This window comes from Bacillota bacterium, from assembly GCA_040754675.1.
Taxonomy (GTDB): domain Bacteria; phylum Bacillota; class Limnochordia; order Limnochordales; family Geochordaceae; genus Geochorda.
Genome location: JBFMCJ010000031.1, coordinates 1 through 17133, shown reverse-complemented (window position 1 = coordinate 17133; position 17133 = coordinate 1). Strand labels below are relative to the sequence as shown.

15 protein-coding genes are annotated in these 17133 nt (G+C 67.9%); 8 read left to right on the top strand and 7 right to left on the bottom strand.

Going from position 1 to position 17133, the window contains the following annotated elements; genetic code table 11:
• A partial coding sequence (locus AB1609_03470) for a M20 family peptidase (GenBank protein ID MEW6045526.1) occupies positions 1-321 on the bottom strand: 321 nt, incomplete at its 3' end.
• Positions 322-558: 237 nt separating this feature from the next.
• On the opposite strand from AB1609_03470, the gene menC reads away from it, so the two are divergent.
• From menC to AB1609_03440, 6 genes are all read left to right on the top strand, one after another.
• Positions 559-1665: an o-succinylbenzoate synthase gene (gene menC / locus AB1609_03465; GenBank protein ID MEW6045525.1), complete on the top strand. Its 1107-nt coding sequence runs from the start codon at positions 559-561 to the stop codon at positions 1663-1665.
• Positions 1665-2510 carry a GNAT family N-acetyltransferase gene (locus tag AB1609_03460; GenBank protein ID MEW6045524.1) on the top strand — a complete coding sequence of 282 codons (846 nt, stop codon included), beginning with the start codon at positions 1665-1667 and terminating at the stop codon, positions 2508-2510. Before menC ends, AB1609_03460 begins: the two co-directional genes overlap by 1 nt.
• A gap of 42 nt (positions 2511-2552) precedes the next feature.
• Positions 2553-3830 (top strand): aminotransferase class I/II-fold pyridoxal phosphate-dependent enzyme, encoded by a 1278-nt coding sequence (locus AB1609_03455; protein ID MEW6045523.1) that lies wholly within the window; start codon positions 2553-2555, stop codon positions 3828-3830.
• 172 nt (positions 3831-4002) lie between these two features.
• Positions 4003-5064 (top strand): 3-phosphoshikimate 1-carboxyvinyltransferase, encoded by a 1062-nt coding sequence (gene aroA, locus AB1609_03450; GenBank protein MEW6045522.1) that lies wholly within the window; start codon positions 4003-4005, stop codon positions 5062-5064.
• A 45-nt stretch (positions 5065-5109) separates the two neighbouring features.
• Positions 5110-6102 (top strand): TAXI family TRAP transporter solute-binding subunit, encoded by a 993-nt coding sequence (locus AB1609_03445; protein MEW6045521.1) that lies wholly within the window; start codon positions 5110-5112, stop codon positions 6100-6102.
• 75 nt (positions 6103-6177) lie between these two features.
• A complete protein-coding gene (locus AB1609_03440) occupies positions 6178-8127 on the top strand; it encodes a TRAP transporter permease (protein ID MEW6045520.1) in 1950 nt (649 codons plus the stop codon).
• Between the two features lie 115 nt (positions 8128-8242).
• Here the strand turns inward: AB1609_03440 and AB1609_03435 are convergent, their stop codons facing one another.
• Entirely contained in the window at positions 8243-8809 is a 567-nt protein-coding gene (locus AB1609_03435; protein ID MEW6045519.1) for a DUF3105 domain-containing protein, read from the bottom strand.
• 299 nt (positions 8810-9108) lie between these two features.
• Here AB1609_03435 and AB1609_03430 point away from each other — a divergent pair, with 299 nt between their 5' ends.
• Positions 9109-9834 (top strand): HD-GYP domain-containing protein, encoded by a 726-nt coding sequence (locus AB1609_03430; protein ID MEW6045518.1) that lies wholly within the window; start codon positions 9109-9111, stop codon positions 9832-9834.
• A 43-nt stretch (positions 9835-9877) separates the two neighbouring features.
• On the opposite strand, the gene AB1609_03425 is transcribed toward AB1609_03430, so the two are convergent.
• Genes AB1609_03425 through AB1609_03415 form a run of 3 tightly spaced genes read right to left on the bottom strand, consistent with a single transcriptional unit; the run spans position 9878 to position 13099 of the window.
• Positions 9878-10762: a carbohydrate ABC transporter permease gene (locus AB1609_03425; GenBank protein MEW6045517.1), complete on the bottom strand. Its 885-nt coding sequence runs from the start codon at positions 10760-10762 to the stop codon at positions 9878-9880.
• Between the two features lie 18 nt (positions 10763-10780).
• Positions 10781-11665 (bottom strand): sugar ABC transporter permease, encoded by an 885-nt coding sequence (locus tag AB1609_03420; protein MEW6045516.1) that lies wholly within the window; start codon positions 11663-11665, stop codon positions 10781-10783.
• Positions 11666-11716: 51 nt separating this feature from the next.
• Positions 11717-13099, bottom strand: a complete 1383-nt coding sequence (locus AB1609_03415; protein MEW6045515.1) for an extracellular solute-binding protein — start codon at positions 13097-13099, stop codon at positions 11717-11719.
• Positions 13100-13257: 158 nt separating this feature from the next.
• Between AB1609_03415 and AB1609_03410 the strand changes: the two genes are divergently transcribed.
• On the top strand, positions 13258-14475 hold the full coding sequence (locus tag AB1609_03410; GenBank protein MEW6045514.1) for a threonine synthase: 1218 nt from the start codon (positions 13258-13260) through the stop codon (positions 14473-14475).
• A 159-nt stretch (positions 14476-14634) separates the two neighbouring features.
• On the opposite strand, the gene AB1609_03405 is transcribed toward AB1609_03410, so the two are convergent.
• Together AB1609_03405 and folK are read right to left on the bottom strand one after the other, a co-directional pair.
• Positions 14635-16707, bottom strand: coding sequence for a GGDEF domain-containing protein (locus AB1609_03405; GenBank protein MEW6045513.1), 2073 nt, complete (start codon positions 16705-16707; stop codon positions 14635-14637).
• Between the two features lie 32 nt (positions 16708-16739).
• Positions 16740-17133, bottom strand: a 394-nt coding sequence (gene folK, locus AB1609_03400) for a 2-amino-4-hydroxy-6-hydroxymethyldihydropteridine diphosphokinase (GenBank protein ID MEW6045512.1), incomplete at its 5' end; no start/stop codon positions are given.

Sequence of the window (17133 nt, the reverse complement as noted above, 5' to 3'; positions counted from 1 at the left end):
CCGGTCGCCGTCCAGGCGGAACGGTGAGGTTCTTGCGGTGCCCCGCGGGTAGACGGTGTCGAGGTGCCCCAGCACGAGGCCGTGCTCGCCGTTCGCTGCCCGGCCTGGCACGTGGATCTCCAGGTGCACGCCAGCGCCGGCCACGCGGTGGGCCTCGGTCCGGCAGCAAAGATCCCGCCAGCGCTCGGACAGCACCGAAGCGGCAGCGGCAATGCCCTCCTCGTCGCCCGAGGGCGTTTCGATGTCGACGAGCCGCCGCACCTCGTCCACCATGGCGGCGAGGTGGGCTGTGAGATACCGGAGAAGGGGCGAGGCGGGCACCAGGTTCACTCCTCCGCTTCATTCTCGTGGGCTCCCGTCCCGGGGCGCGCCTCCCGGCCCGCCCTCCTGCCATTTCGCCGGGCACCGGCCCATCCCTGGCGTGAAAGGTGGCCGGCAAAACGGCCGGGGGCAACCCCACAGGGTGTCCCCGGGAGGAGAACCGCCCGCCACCGGGAACCTCCTTCTTCGACACTCGATGCCCCTTGCATTGCGGGCACGGCGGGAGGCCACCTGCAGGTGCGCGTCGAACGGGCTGAATTGCGCATCATCCGCTTGCCGCTCAAGTTCACCTTCCAGACCTCGTTTGGCACCACCGCCGAGCGCACGATCCTGCTCGTGACGCTGTACGGGGGCGGCATCGAGGGGTACGGCGAGTGCGTCGCCGAGGAAGTGCCGCTGTACCGGGAAGAGACCATCGGCACGGCCCGCTCCGTGCTCGAGGAGGCGATTGTGCCCCGCGTCCTGGGGCAGGACTTCTCTAACCCCGAAGCGTTGGTGGCGGCGCTGGCGTTCATCCGGGGCAACCGGATGGCCAAGGCGGCCGTTGAGACGGCCTTCTGGGATCTGTGGTCCCGGTCGCTTGGCGTGCCGCTCTGGCAGTTGCTGGGCGGAGTTCGCCGGGAGGTGCCCGTCGGGGTGAGCTTGGGCATCCAGCCGTCCATCGAGGCCACCCTGGACGCGGTCGAACGGCACCTCGCCGAGGGGTACCGGCGCATCAAGCTCAAGATCAAGCCCGGCTGGGACGTGAAAGTGGTGGCGGCGGTGCGGGAGCGTTTCCCGGACGTCCCCCTGACCGTCGACGCCAACTCCGCCTATACGCTCGCCGACCTGCCGACTTTCGTGGAACTCGACCGCTTCGGCCTCGACTACATCGAGCAGCCGCTCGCCTACGACGACCTGCACGACCACGCGGCGCTCCAGGCCCGTCTGCGCACCGCCATCTGCCTGGACGAGTCCATCACCAGCGCCCGCGATGCCCGCAAGGCGCTGGCCGGAGGAGCGGGGCGGGTCATCAACATCAAGATAGGGCGGGTCGGGGGGCACGTGGAGGCCCGGCGCCTGCACGACGTGGCGGCAGCGTTCGAGGTACCGGTGTGGTGCGGCGGGATGCTGGAAGCAGGCGTCGGGCGGGCCCACAACATCCACATCTCCACGCTGCTAAACTTCACGAAGCCCGGCGATGTGGCAAGTGCCAGCCGCTACTGGGAGGCCGACATCGTAAACGAACCCCTCGAAGCCACGCGCGGCTTGATGCCGGTGCCCGGCGGGCCGGGGATCGGCGTAACGCTCAACCGGGCGGTGCTGGAGCGCGTCACCCTTGACCGAAGGGCCGTCGGCGCTTGATGGGCGCGGCCATCCGGGAGCTTTCATCCCCTGCGGAGTTCAAGCAAACCGAGGCGTTGCAGCGGGCGGCATGGCACATGGACGACGCCGACGTCGTTCCCGGCGCGGCCATGATTGCTATCGCCCACGAGGGCGGGCTCGTGGCAGGGGCGTTTGACGGGGAGCAGATGGTTGGGTTCGTCTTCGGCTTTCCCACGGCCGACCCCAGGCGGCAGCACTCACACATGCTCGCCGTGCTACCGGCTTACCGGCGCACGGGGCTGGGCGTTCGCCTCAAGTTGTTCCAGCGCGACTGGTGCCTGGCCCGGGGCATCGAGCAGGTGGTGTGGACGTACGATCCCCTCGTGGGGCTCAACGCGAGCTTCAACGTGCGAAAGCTCGGCTGCGTCGTCCGGACGTACCTGCCCGACTTCTACGGGCCGCTGAGCGGCGTGAACGCGGGCGCCCCGACCGACCGGTTCTTGGCGGAGTGGGATCTGGCAAGCTCCCGGGTCGCACAACACGTGAGGCGGCTGCTCGATCCGGGGGGCCGAGGCGCCGGGGCGAGTGCGGAAGAGGCGCCGGGCGTGGCGTGGGCCAACGTGGTCGATGGCGAAAAGCCCGCGCAGGCCGTCCTGGACCTCGAAGCCCCCCGGCTCGGCGTTGCCATCCCCGAACACTTCGGCCACCTTCTCAGGAGCGACCCCGATCTGGCGCTGCGGTGGCGCCTGCACGCCCGTGAGGTGTTCACCCACTACTTCGCTCGGGGCTACGCCGTGACGGGGTTCGTGCGGCAGGCCGGGCGCAACGCCTACATCCTGGAGAAGGCAGGCACGACCGGCTCCCCCTCGGTACGGGCTGTATGAGTTCAACCCGAGCCGTGCTCAGGTGGAACGGAGGCCCCGGCGTTGAGTGGCCAGCAGACGCCCCCTCAGAACAGATGGACTTCGCCCGACACCCTCTCGGCCCAGGCGGGCCGGTTGCGCCCCGCCGTGCAGGACGAGCCGGCCGCCCCTCCCCTTTATCAGACGTCGGTCTTCGAGTTCGAAAGCCTGGAGCGCCTGGCGGCGGTCGAAGCCGAACAGGGCTCCGGGCCCCCGCGTAACTTCTCCTACAGCCGGGAGGCCAACCCCACGGTGGCCACCCTGGAGCGCGCCGTCGCCGAACTCGAGGGCGCCGCCGACGCCTGGGCAGCAACGTCCGGGATGGGTGCCATCTTCACCGCCCTGTGGAGCCTGCTGGAGCCGGGCGACCACATCGCTGTGGCGGCAGAGGTTTACGGTGGCACCTATCGCGCCGTCACCCAGGAGCTGGCGCGCTTCGGCGTCCGGTTCACGCTGGTTGACACCGGCGATCTCGAGGCGGTGCGCGCCGCCCTGGTCCCTGACACGAGGGTGCTCTACGTCGAAACCATCAGCAACCCGACGCTCCACGTGGCCGACCTGCCTCAGCTTGCGGCCCTGGCCCGGGCCCACGCGCCGGGCTGCCGGCTGGTGGTGGACAACACCTTCGCCTCGCCGGTGCTGTGCCGGCCCCTTCAGCTCGGGGCGGACCTGGTCATCGAGAGCGCCACGAAGTTCCTCGGGGGCCACGCCGACGTGACGCTGGGGGTCGTGGCCGGCTCCGAGGAGCTTGTGACCCAGGTGCGCCGCCGGGGGATGGTGCTGGGCACGGCCGCCGCCCCGTTTCCGGCCTGGCTTGCTATCCGGGGGCTGAAGACCCTGGCGCTGCGCGTGCGCCGGCAGAGCGAAAACGCCCTGGAGCTGGCGCGCCGGCTTACAGCCCACCCGGCGGTGGGCAAGGTCAACTACCCGGGCCTCGGGGAACGCCGCGACCTCTCGTCCCGCGTCCTGTCGGGCGGCTTTGGCCTCATGGTATCGTTTGTCATCCGCACCGATCGTGGCGCAGAACGCGTGGCGGGGACCCCGGCCTCAGGGACCCCGGCGGTTCCCGCAGCCCTCGAACGCTTCGTGCGCGCCCTTCACCTGGTGCGGCTCGTCCCGAGCTTGGGCGAGGTCGGTACCACCATCTCCCACCCCGCCTCGACGTCCCACCGTGCCGTACCGCCCGACGAGCGGCGCCGCCTCGGCATCGACGACACCCTCATCCGGGTATCCGTCGGCGCCGAGGACATCGAGGACATCTGGGCCGACTTCGACCAGGCACTAACGGCCGCCTTCGGGTAGTCTTGCGAGCTTTGCCTGACGGCGCCAGTTCACCTCCGCAACCTCGCAACAGGCTTGACTTCTAACTTCCCCGTCCTCGAGGAAGGGACTTGCGCGATCCTCTGCATCGCGTTCCCGTCATCCGGCTGTCGACCCCCTTGATACCCTGGGTAAGATCTGCGCTTTTCCCTAGCTGCAAGCCCCGGCCGACGTCCTCAACGTCGGCAACTCCGGAACCACGCTCTACATCGTCACCGCCATGTCGACGCTGCTGGCCACCGGTTCGGCCGTCATCACCGGCGACTACCAGATACGTCGGCGGCCGGCCGGGCCACTCGTCGACGCTCTCAACGAACTCGGCGGACGTGTCCAGTCCACTCGGGGCAATGGAACCGCACCGCTCGTAGCCGGTGGGCCGCTGCGGGGGGGCACCACCCGCCTTCCCGGCGTCAACTCCCAGTGGCTCACGCCGCTGCTCATCGTGGGGCCGCTCACGGAAAAGGGCGTCGAGGTGACCGTCGACAGCCTGCAGGAACGGCCTTACATCGCCATGACGCTCGGGTGGCTCGAGCGGCTCGGGGCCACGTTCGAAAACGACAGCTACACGCACTTCTTCGTCAAGGGTGGTTACCGCTACAGTGCATTCTCGGCCCATATCCCGGCTGACTGGGAATCCGCGACCTTCCCGCTCGTAGCGGCTGCGATTACCGAATCCGACGTCACGCTGTACGGGCTGGACATCCGCGACCACCAGGGGGACAAGGCCATCATCGACATCTTGATCCGGATGGGCGCTGACGTGGAGGTACGCAACTTCGGCGTCGACGGCATCCGGGTGCGTGGCGGCCGGCCCCTGACAGGTGTCGAGATCGACTGCCGCGATCTGCCGGACGCTCCTCCCATCCTGGCGGTACTGGGAACACAGGCCAAGGGGCGCACCGTCCTGACGGGCCTCGCAGCCTCCCGGCTCAAGGAGACGGACCGCCCGCGCTCCATCTACGAGGAACTCTCCAAGATGGGGGCCCGCATCGAGGACCAGGGTGACCGGCTGATCATCGAAAACAGCCAGCTCCATGGCGCCCTCATCGACGGTCGCCACGACCACCGCATCATCATGGCCACGGCCATCGCAGGCCTGGTTGCGCAGGGCCCGACCGTGATCGAAACCGCGGAGTACGCGGCCGTCTCGTTCCCCAACTTCTACGAGGTCATGACGTCGCTTGGCGCGAACATCCGCCGGCTGGCGGATGCTTGAGTCGATCCGGCTGGTGTTGGTCTCACGGGGAAAGGGGATGGCATTGTGAAGCGCCCAAGCAGTCTCGCAACGACACTGGGAGTGCTCGTACTGGTGGTGGCGCTGGCCGGCAGCGCTGGCGCGGCCGTTCGCCGGATCGCCATCGCCACGGCCGGAACGGGCGGCGCGCTCTACCCGATGGGGGTGGCCATGGCGGAAAGCATCAACCGCCACGTGCCGGGCTTCCAGGCCAGCGCCCAGGCCAGTGCGGCCTCGGTGCAAAACCTTTCCATGCTGCATGCTGGCAGCGTCGAATGGGGGATCGCGCAAAGCGAGATCGCCTGGTTCGCCTACAACGGGCTGGAGGTTTACAGGGGCCGCCAGATGGATCACCTGAGGGCCCTGTTCGCCACGGTGGGCTCGTGGGTCCAGGTCTTCGTGCCAGCGAACAGCCCGGTGCGATCCTTCGACGACCTGCGGGGCAAGCGGGTCGGCGTGGGCTCGCCGGGTTCGGGTGGCGAGGTCGATGCCCGGATGCTCCTCAGTTACTTCGGGCTCACCTATCAGAACGTGAAGGCCGTCTTCCTATCCGACGCGGAAATGGTGGAGGCCCTCAAGGAAGGCACCCTTGACGCCATGGTCGTGACGCACCCGCTCAAGTCGGCGCCTCTACTCGACCTCACGACGTCCATGAAGGTCCGCATGCTTTCGGTGGACGACCCCTCTTTCTATGGCAAGCACCCCTACTTCCTGCGCCGGGTCATCCCCGGAGGCACCTATGAGGGCATCGACGAGCCCGTGGTGACGCCTTACAGCCGGGTCGTCATGTACACCAGCACTCGCTCCGGCCTCGGCGACGACGACATATACCGGATGCTCCGGGCTATCTGGGATAACCGCAATGAGTGGAAAGACGCCCACCCGGCAGTGAGCCGGGACGTCACCTGGGAGGCTGCCCTGGACGGTATTGCCACGCCGCTCCATCCGGGGGCGGTGCGGTTCTTCCGTGACCGCGGCGTCAAGGTTCCGGACGCTCTGATTCCCCCGGAGATGAAGTGACCATTGGCTGCGGCGTGCCGGCGACGCCGGGGCGCCGCAGCCCCAACGCCTGTCTGCGAAGGGAAGTGCAGAGCCATGGCGGAGGCCTCCCCCTGGAGCTCCAGCCTTGAAAAGAAGTTGATCGCGGCAGTAGCGCTGGCGCTTGCAGGGTTCCAGCTGGCGACAGCCATATGGGGTAGCCTTCCGCCCATGAACCAGCGCTTCGTGCACCTGGCCGGTGCGCTGCTATTGGGCCTGCTGGCCATCCCGACAGCGAGGCAACGGCGCGACCGATCGAAACTGTGGGCCGTGCTTGACACAGTCCTGGTACTCCTTACCATTCCTCTCCTGGCGTACTTCTACTCGCGCCTCGCGCCGGAGCTGGTACTCGATCGGGGGATTTGGGGCGTCTCGGGGCCTGAGCGCTGGGCCGGGCTGCTACTCGGATTGCTGGTGCTCGAGGTCACCCGCCGGGCAGTGGGCTGGCCTCTGGTGGTGGTAGGCGGCCTGGCGTTGGCCTACGGGCTGCTGGGACCATACCTGCCCGCAAGCATCGCCCACAAGGGGCAGTCGATGTGGGACCTGGTGGACTACCTGCTCTGGACCACGGAGGGCGTCTTCGGTGTGCCCCTTTCCGTCTCGTCCACTTACGTGGCGGTGTTCATCATCTTCGGCGCGCTGCTGGAGAAACTGGGGGGCGCCACCTTCTTCCTGGAACTTGCCACGGCTCTGGCAGGGTCCAAGCGGGGCGGCCCCGCCCAGGTCTCGGTCGTCTCCAGCGCCATGATGGGAACCATCTCGGGCTCCGCAGTCGCCAATGTGATGACGACGGGAGCGTTTACCATTCCTCTCATGAAACGCCTGGGCTACCCATCCACGGTGGCGGGGGCAATCGAGGCAGTCGCCTCAACAGGCGGGCAGATCCTTCCACCTGTCATGGGCGCTGCAGCCTTCGTCATGGCCGAGATGCTGGAGATACGCTACTGGCAGGTGGCCCTGGTCGCGGCGTTACCCGCGGTACTCTATTACGTCAGCCTGGGGGTCCAGGTCTACCTGATGGCCGCACGGCTGGGGCTCAAAGGCCTGCCCAAAGAGGAACTCCCCCGGCCCGGGGCTGTGTTGCGCAGGGGCTGGTACCTGCTTGCTCCCCTGGCACTGCTCATCTATCTTCTGCTCGGGCTGCACGACTCGCCCACCCGGGCCGGTGTTTACAGCGTGGGGGCCCTGGTTGCGGTCAGTGTAGCGGCCTCGCTCGCGAAGGAACACCGCATTCCGTGGCGAGAGATGCTGGACGCCCTTGTGAGTTCCGCCCGGACGATGGTACTGGTGGCGGCCGCCTGTGCCACCGCGGGCATCGTAATCGGGGTCATTTCCCTGACAGCTTTGGGCGTACGCTTCTCCCAGGGGATTATCGCCCTGGGCCAGGGGCAGCTGTGGCTGACGCTGCTCCTGACCATGGGTGCTTGCATCGTACTGGGTATGGGGCTTCCCACGACGGCCGCCTACGTCATCACTGCCGTCCTTGGAGCACCGGCGCTGACGAAGCTGGGCGTGCCCCCGATTGCCGCTCATCTGTTTGTCCTCTACTACGCCTCCCTCTCCTTCATCACGCCGCCAGTGGCGCTTGCGGCTTACGCAGGCGCCGGCCTCGCCGGATCCAACGCCATGGCCACCGGTTTTACAGCATGGAGGCTCGGGCTGGCAGGCTTCGTTGTCCCGTTCATGTTCGTCTATAGCCCGGCGTTATTGCTCCAGGGGCCAGTTGGCGAGGTGTTACTCGCAATTCCCACCGCTCTCGTCGGGATCATGCTGCTTGCGGTGGCGGTGGAGGGCTGGTTTGGGAGCCGTCTGACCCTTCTCCAGCGGGTGGCGGTGCTGGCAGCCGCGCTGCTCCTGGTGGACCCTGGCTGGCTCACTGATCTTCTGGGTGGCACAATCGCGGCGAGCGTGGTGGGATGGCAGCGTTATGGGCGGGTCTGGCTCCATAAAGCGCGGGGAACCGGCCGCGTTGCTACGGGTGCGGGTGGAGCCGGCCCGCACGCGTAACTCGAGCAACTAAGGCCAGCATGGCCGCCCTGCGGCCCGCTTCTGCACGCGGGCGTCGAGGGGGTTCCATTCTCCTCACCGCTGCCGCGGGCTTTGTCGAAGTATCGGGGCAGTATTAGCGAACGGGGCGCTCCGGCCCGCGGCCCCTGAACTGGTCCAGAAAGGCGTCCACCGCACTCTGGTCGAACGCGGGCAGGCGCTGTATGTGGCGCCAGGCTGTCAGGATGAGTTCGTACCGGTCGTCGTCCCGGGGCACTGCCAGCACGGCATCCCAGGCGCCCTGGTACCGGCGGGTCAGTTCCTCGAGGTAGCGGCGCGCCGGATCGCTCAGGCGGGAGCGGGAGTAGTAGATGACGACGTGGCCGTGCTCCAGGTTGTGGACGAGAAAGCCGGGTGACGGCGCCCTGTCCGTGTAGAACCCCGGCTGCGCCACGAGGTCATAGTGCGGGCCCGAGGCGGGCGGGTCGGTCCGGTACGTGGCCGTCCGGCCGAGCGGGATGTGATCGATGCCTTCCGGCTCGAACGACTGGACCGGTTCGGGGGGCAGTGCTGCCGTCGTCCCGCCAGCCTCCCGCCGGCTTCCAGCCAGGGGGCTTGACCACGGGGCTCCCGCCAGGGGTCCCGTGATCCAGACGACCACGGCCAGCGCCACGACGGCAACACCTCCCCACACCGAGGTCATCGGTCGGCGAGGCTGTCTTCGCTGGGTTTTGCGCGACGGCTTCGAGCCCACCTGGCAAGTCCCTCCCCTACGTGCGCCTGTCCGTGTACGCCGCTGTCCCGGGCATGATCTTCGGTGCCACCCCGACCCCGGCGGGGCCAGGGATGCGGGTACCTTCGTAATAATACCCCTTACGGGTCTCCTGCGCCCAGAACTATCGGAAGCCGACGCGTGGCTTGCCTTGTCGAGAGGGATCTCTGCATGGCTCGGCGCGCCGCGTCGATAACTGAAATAGGGAGAGAAACAAGGAGGCAGGTGACGTGGCTGACGAGGACGACCCGGCCCAACTCCACAAGGCGCTCGAAGCCCTGGAAGCGGGGTACGACCAGACGCTCTGCGCCCTGAGCGCCGCCCTCGACGTGCGTGCCCAGGAGACGCCCGGCCACTCCGAGCGGGTGGCCGCCTACACGCTGGAGCTGGCCGCGGCCATGGGCATCACGGACGCGCCTTTGCTCACCCAGATCCGCCGCGGCGCCGTCCTTCACGACGTCGGAAAGATCGCAATTCCCGAGAGCATCCTTCGCAAGCCCGGCCCGCTCAACGCCGAGGAGTGGCGCCTGATGCGCCGCCACCCCGAGATCGGCTACCACATCCTGCAGGGCATCCCGATGCTCCAGGAGGCCGCCCAGATTCCCCTGTGCCACCACGAGCGGTGGGATGGCTCGGGGTACCCCCGGGGGCTCCGCGGCGCTGAGATCCCCCTCCCGGCGCGGCTGTTCGCCATAGCCGACTGGCTTGATGCCATCACGTCGGATCGGGCCTACCGCCAGGCCGAGACGTTCGAGAAGGCGAGAGCCGTCATTGCCGAGGCGAGCGGGAGCCAGTTCGACCCCGAAGCCGTTTCGGCGTTCCTGTCCGTCCCGCTGGGCCGGTGGCAGGAGATCCGGCGCCATACCCAAAGCACGAGCACGCTTCTCGAAGCGTTCACGGGCGGGGGGTTCCGCCGCCGCACGCCTCGGGGAGTGGAGATGCTCTTCCCCGATTGACCGCTTCAACCGAGCGGCGGTTTCCCGAGAGCGTGCCGGTCTATCATCCCTTAAGGGCACCAACGGTGATGCCCTGCAGGAAATAGCGCTGGAATGCCATGAAGACCGCCAGCATCGGCAAGGCCGCGTACGTGGCCGCCGCCATCAGCAAATTGAAAGCCAGCGGCACCTCTTCCTGCAAGAGCGCCAGCCCCACCGACAGCGTCCGCATCGAGGCGCTGTTGGTGATGACCAGCGGCCACAGAAAGTCGTTCCACTGTTCGACGAACGTGAAGATGGCCAGCACCGCCATCCCCGGCTTGGCCAGGGGGAGCACGACCCTTCGGAAGATTCCGAACTCACTGCACCCGTCGATGCGGGCCGCGTCCAGGATCTCGGACGGCAGCGTCTGCAGGAACTGCTTCATCAGAAAGGCCCCGAACGGCCCCGCCACGGCCGGCAAGACCAGCCCGGCATACGTATCCTGCAGCCCCATCCGCGTCACCAGGATGTACAGGGGGATGAGCGTGACCTGCCCGGGTACCATCATGGAGCCCACGTACAGCCAGAAGATGAGATTGCGCCCGACGAAGCGCTTCTTGGCAAACGTGTATCCGGCGAGCGTCGAGGCCATCACCACGCCCAGCGTAACGGTGCTCGCCACGACCACGCTGTTCAACGTCCAGCGCCACACGTTCGGGCGCTCGAAGAAGAGCCGGAAGTTGTCGATCGTCGGCTGCGAGGGCCACGCCTCGGGCGGGAAGCGCATCGAAAGCTGCGGCGCCTGGATCGCCGTAACCACCATCCAGTAGAGGGGCACCACCGCCAGGGCGGCCAGGAACGTAACCGCCAGCACTGCCGCGGCCCGCCCGGCGGGCAGCCTGACCAGCCACGAACGCCGCCGCACCTGCAAGCGCAAGCCCGGCGCGGGCCGGGTCAACTCACTCATCGAACCCCGCATCCCCCGTCAGTACTCGACGTCACTGGACAGCCACCGGAACTGCACCACGGCCACCGCAAAGACGATGGCAAACAGCACCATGGCCATCGCGGACGCCGCTCCGAACTCGTAGTAGGTGAAGGCCGTCTCGTAGATCAGGTACCCGATGGTGATGGTCGAAAACTGCGGCCCACCCCGGGTCATCAGGTAGACGTTGGTGAACACCTGAAACGACGAGATGGTTCCCATGACCAGCAGGTACAACAGCGTTGGCTTCAACAGCGGCAGCGTGATCCGCACGAACTGCTGCACCTTCGTCGCGCCGTCGATCTGTGCCGCCTCGTAGTAGTCGCCCGGAATGCTGCCCATGGCCGCGGAGATCAGCACGATGGTCGATCCTCCGCCCATGATCACCTGCATGGCAATCAGCGCCGGCATCGCCGTGAGCGTGTTGCCCAGCCACGCAAACCCCGGCGTCTTGAGGATGTAGTTGAGCAGCCCGAACGGCGGGTTGTAGATCCACAGCCAGATCAGGGAGATGATGACGGCCGAGGTGACGTGCGGCAGGTAAAACGCCGTCTTGTAGAGGTTCTGAAAGAGCTTTCTGAACGGAAAGATGACCGCCGCCACGAACAGCGCCTTACCCAGCCACAGCGGCACGACCCCGGCCGCGTAGTACAGGTTGTTGGCCAGCGACCGCCAGAACAGCCAGTCCGACAGCACGCCGCGGTAGTTGTCGAGCCCCACCCAGCGGCTGCCGAACGCCCGGTAGTCCAGCTGGCTCAAGACCGCGCCCCAGGCCACCGGCACCAGGAAGAACACCGAGAAAAACGCCAGGCTCGGCAAGAGGAAAAGGTACGCCCAACGATCCTGATAAAGCCGCCTCGCCAGACGGCGAGGCGGCGTCCTCACGTCCGTGAGACCTCGACCTCCCGCTCTCAGCTCGCCGGGCCCCCGGGGGCGCTAGCGCCCCCGGAAGACCAGGCGGTTGGCCTGTGAAACGAACTCGTCGAGTGCCTGCTGGGGCGTTTTCGTGCGGCTGAACGCGGCCTCCAGCATGGCGATGAAGTGTTTGTCCGCCGGCGTCGTGTCGATCTCCGCGCTCCCGAAGTACGGGATGCCGTGGGAGATGGCGCGCAGGTAGACGTCGATCTCCTTTTCGAACTCGTAGCCCTTGTACAGGTTCTCGTTGACCGACTTGCGGGCCGTCACGTAAAGGAGCGAGCGCAGCAGGCTCATGTTCTCCTGGTTCGTCAAGAACCGCGCGAACTCCATGACCATCTTGCGCTTGTACGGATCGGTCTGCTTGAAGACCACGAACCCGCCGCTCGTGTGGTACGCCACGGGCCCGATCTCCGGGAAGTGGGGGAACTGCGCGACGTGCACCGGGAACTTCTGCTTGATGCGCCCTTCCTTGAGGTAGCGATCGATGCGCCCGATCTCGTACGGGCCGCCGTAGCCGATGGCCAACCTCTGCTGGTGGAACAGGTTGATCACGTCGTAGATGCCCATGCCCTCGGCACCGGGCGGCGAAATGCGCTCCTTGTAGATGGCGTCCACCAGCCACGAAAGCGCCCGCACGCCGGCCGGGCTGTCGAGGACGAAGCGGCGCTGCCCTTCATCGACGTAGCGGGCCCCGAAGATGTGGAACCAGGCCAGGTTGTTCATGAGATCCATGCGGGCCGACATGCCGATGGCGTACACGTCGTTTGTGCCATCGCCGTTCGTGTCGTACGAAAGCCTGCGCGCCGCCGTCATGAACTCGTCCATGGTCCAGGACCGGTCGGGCAGCGGCGGGAGCGGCACGCCACGTTCGGCGAACATCCTGGGGTTGAGGAGCAGGGACGAGCCCATGCCGTTGTTGCTGTTGTTCCACGGGAACAGGTAGTAGTGATCTCCGACTTTTCCGACGTTAAGGGCGTAGTCGTAGAAGTCCTGCAGGTCGAACGCCGTCAGGTACTCGTCGATGGGCTCCAGCAGGCCCTGCCGGACCCATTCCTGCTTGAACGAAATCGGCCTCAGGATGTCGGGCGGCTTGCCGGCCAGAATGGCGGCGGCTACCTTCTGGTCGAACCCCTGGTTTGTGAGGACCTCGTATTTCACCGTGACGTTGGGATGAAGCCGCATGAACTCCTCGGAGACCCACCGGGGAAAGTCCTCCGCCGTCGGGGCCTTGTCCTCGGGGAAGCCAGGCGGCGCGATGCGCCAGGGGTTGATCCACCACGTGATGGTCACCGGTTTCTCCTCGGCTGCGGCGGGGCCGGCCAAAGCGCCCCAGACCAGGCTAAAAAGCACGGCTGTGCTCAGGGCTACGAGGAGCGGGCGGTCTTTCTTCAACAACGCCACTCATCTCCTTCTCCCGTCAGCTACTCGCCCGGCGCCGGTGGCGCTAGTTCGCCGGCTTACCCCACTAATTCCTGCCAGCCCGGCAGCAAGGGAAACCCTGGCGGCGGCGTAACTCCAATTCGAGCCGTGCTGACCGCTGCGGGAGAAGGAGGCCCCGGATGGCATACAGCTTCCTCAGCCACCTGGAGTGCTCGCGGTGCGGGCGCACGCAGGATCCCGAACAGGTCGTGCAGCTTTGCGCGTGCGGCGGGCCGCTGCTTGCGCGCTACGACCTGCACTCGGCCCGGCGGGAGCTGTCGCCCGCGCATGTCGCCGCTCGGGCGCCCGATCTCTGGCGGTATCACGAACTGCTCCCCGTCCGCCGCGCCGAAAACGTGGTGAGCCTGGGCGAGGGCATGACCCCGCTCCTGCCCCTGCGCCGCCTGGGCGAACGCATCGGCGTGCCGTCGCTCTTCATGAAGGACGAGGGGGCTCTCCCGACCGGCACGTTCAAGGCGAGGGGCGCCGCGGTGGGCGTCTCCCGGGCGCTGGAGCTGGGCGTTCGCACCCTGGCCATGCCCACGAACGGCAACGCCGGCGCCGCATGGGCGACCTACGCCGCCCGGGCGGGCATGCAGGCGGTCGTGGTCATGCCGGCCGAAGCCCCCGCGGTGACCCGCGTGGAGTGCACGGCGGCAGGCGCCCGTCTCTTCCTCGTCGACGGCCTCATCGCTGACGCGGGGCGCATGGTGGCGCGGGCGGTGCGCCGGTACGGGTGGTTCGACGCCTCGACGCTCAAGGAACCGTACCGCATCGAGGGCAAGAAGACCATGGGATTCGAGATCGCCGAGCAGTTCGGCTGGAAGCTGCCGGACGTCATCATCTACCCGACGGGCGGGGGCGTCGGCATCATCGGGATCTACAAGGCCCTGCTCGAACTCCAGGCCCTGGGGTGGGTCGGCGAGCGCCTGCCGCGGCTGGTGGCGGTGCAAGCGGCGGGGTGTGCGCCCATCGTGTCCGCCTGGCAGCGGGGCCGCACCGAGTCAGAGCCCTGGCCCGACCCGAAGACCGTCGCCTTCGGCATCAACGTGGCAAAGGCCCTCGGCGATTTCCTCGTGCTCCAGGCGCTTTACCGGACGGGTGGGCGCGCCGTGGCGGTGGACGATGCCGAGATCCTGCAGGCGCAGCGCGAGCTGGCCGCCACCGAGGGGACGTTCGCCTGTCCGGAGGGCGCGGCAACCCTCGCGGCGGTCCGGAGGTTGCGGGCACAGGGGTGGATCGGCCCCGGCGACAGCGTCGTGCTCCTCAACACGGGGACGGGGCTCAAGTACCCCCAGACGGTCGTCCCGGACGCCCCCGTGCTGGGGGCCGGGGACGACCTGCCGCCCCTGCGATAGGCGGCTGTACGGCTCCGAACGGCTGGAGGGCGCCCGGGGATCCTTCGAAGCGCCGGAGCTGTGGATAACCTGTGAACAGCCGGTCCCCGGCGCGGGAAGGCCGCGCTGCGAGGGCCCTCCATGCCGGTGTTCAGTGTGGATAAACTGGGTATAGACGTCTTAACGCGGCTGCGCCGGTGATTGCGCCGCCAGCTGCTCGAGCAGCGCGGGGCGGCCGAGATAGTAGCCCTGCCCGAAGCGGACACCCATCTGGCGCATCAGATGGGCGGTTGCGGCATCCTCGACCGACTCCGCCACGGTCTCGGCACCCAGCTCGGCTGCCACGCGGCGGATGGCGGCGACCACTCGTTCGTCCAGCGCACTGCTCCCTGCCCCCCGGACCAGCGCGCCGTCGATCTTCACGTAATCGACCGGGAGCCGCCGGAAGTAGCCGATGGACGAGTACCCCGACCCGAAATCATCGAGGGCAATCCGGGCGCCCCGGGCCTTCACCTCCTGGATGAAGGCGAGCACAGCGGCCATGTCGGGCAGGGAGTGGCGCTCCGTGAGTTCCCAAACGCTGCAGCGGGCAAGCTCGGAGTGCCGGTCGAGGAGCTGCAGGATGGCCTCCCGGTAGGCGCGGCGTGACAAAAGGTCAGGGGCCAGGTTGATGAACAGGTGACGGCCCGCGAGCCGGGCATCCTGGCACAGGTCGACCACGCTCTCCAGGATCTGGCGGTCCACCTCCGCCATCAGCCCGTACTCCTCTGCCTCGCGGATGAACTCCCCTGCCTCCACGAGCCGGCCCCCGTCCCGGATGCGCGCCAGCACCTCGTAGCCGTAGAGCTGGCCGGAGCTGAGGTCCACCACGGGCTGGAACGCCGGAACGATCCGCCGGTCTCTCAGGGCCCGCCGCACGAGCTCGCCCCGGCTGTGAAACTGCAACCACCTCGAGTGGGAAGCCTGGTCGAAGACCGCCAGTTGCGCCCGGTGCTGGCGCGCTTGCACCAGTACCGAATCGAGGGCGGCCTGCAGTTCCGCCTGGGTGCTGCCGTGCTCGGGATAGGCCACGATGCCGCCCGTCGCGCCGACGACAACCCCTTCCCCTCCCAGAAGGACAGGGGTGGCCGTCACCTCCCTCATCACCTGCTCCGCCAGCGCCCGGGCGGCGGAGACGTCGGCCCCCGGCAGCAGCACGGCGAAGGAGTCGCCGCCGATCCGCCCGATCCGCTCGGCGGGCCGCACAGCCTGGCGCAGCCGCTTGCCCACTGCCGCCAGCACCCGGTCGCCGCTCTCGTGCCCGAGCCTGGCGTTCACCTCCGTGAAGCGGTCGAGGTCGAACACCACGATGGCAAAAGGCCGGCCCGAACGGCGGCTCTCCTCCAGCTCTTCGGCCATGAATTCCTCGAACCGCCGGCGGTTGTAGAGCCCGGTGAGGGGGTCCCTGTCCCGCAGCGCCTCGAGCCGTGCCATCTGGAGGCGAAGCAGTTGCTCGCTGTGCAGGCGCCCGCGCTCGAGGGCGATCACGTGCAGCCCGAGGGAGAGGGCGTCGGCGACCTCTCCCAGCACCCGGCCGTGAGCGCCGTCGAACGCACAGGCATCCGCCGCGTAAATGGTCAGAACGCCCAGGGTCCGGCCCTGGCGGCTGAGTGGAAAGGCCCCCGCGCGCTTCACTCCGGCCCGGGCGAGGTCGCGCTGCGGATCCCCCGGGGGGAGGTCCTCCAGGGCCGACACCGCGGGCTTTCCTTGCTGTAGAGCCTGCCGTGCGGGTTCCAGCGTGGTCAGGCTGGCCGGAGCATCCGACACCAGGCGAAAGCGCCCTTCCCCGGTCTGGCCCGCGAAGGCCCGCACCCGCCACTCCGCTGTCGTCTCGTCGAGGGCGGCAGCCCACGCTGCCTTCAGGTGCCGGCCGTCCACGACCAGTTCGCAGGCATGCTGAAGGAACTCGCCGGCGTCCCGTTTCTCCGCTGCCAGCCGTTGCACGGCGGCCAGCGTGCGAAGCCCCCTGTTGAGCGAACGCGCCTGCCCTTCGGACCGCTCAAGTACCCGCAACTCGACGGATATGGCCCGAAAAAGGAGGGCTCCCGTCACCAGAACGAAACCCAATCCCTTAGCCACGCTGGCGATTCCGAGAGCGGGAGGCCCGGAGGAGAAGGCGCGCAGCATCAGCAGATCGGATGCCACGATCCAGCCACACGCTACAGCCACGTACAGGAGAACCGGCCTGAGCGCCCGGCGCGAGTACCTGTCCACACTATTGGTCGTCGGCTGACGGGGAGCCCGCCTTAACCTCTCGGCATGGAAGTGCCTGCAGGCCAGCCGGGCAGCGGCCCCAGCAGCCGCACCTCCCCCGAGACGTCTCCCAGCGCGCGAAGGTGCTCTCGTACGGTGCGCCCTCCGACGACGAACTCCGGGGCCAGTTCGGCGAGCGGCACCAGCACGAAGGCGCGCCGGAGAATCCGGGGGTGCGGTACGGTGAGTTCAGGTGTGTCGAGCGCGAGCGAGTCGTACAGCAGCACGTCGATGTCGACCGTTCGGGGCCCCCAGCGGACGGTTCGCTGCCGGCCGAGGGAGGCTTCGACGGACAGGACGTGCCGCAGGAGCTCGTGCGGCGGCAGGGAAGTCGAGAGTTCGGCGACGAGGTTGTAAAACCACGGCTGGTCTTCCAGGCCCCACGGG

Coding starts and splice junctions, on each gene's coding strand:
- AB1609_03460 (MEW6045524.1), top strand. CDS start 1,665: ATGGGCGCGGCCATCCGGGAGCTTTCATCCCCTGCGGAGTTCAAGCAA.
- AB1609_03440 (MEW6045520.1), top strand. CDS start 6,178: ATGGCGGAGGCCTCCCCCTGGAGCTCCAGCCTTGAAAAGAAGTTGATC.
- AB1609_03435 (MEW6045519.1), bottom strand. CDS start 8,809: ATGACCTCGGTGTGGGGAGGTGTTGCCGTCGTGGCGCTGGCCGTGGTC.
- AB1609_03425 (MEW6045517.1), bottom strand. CDS start 10,762: ATGAGTGAGTTGACCCGGCCCGCGCCGGGCTTGCGCTTGCAGGTGCGG.
- AB1609_03410 (MEW6045514.1), top strand. CDS start 13,258: ATGGCATACAGCTTCCTCAGCCACCTGGAGTGCTCGCGGTGCGGGCGC.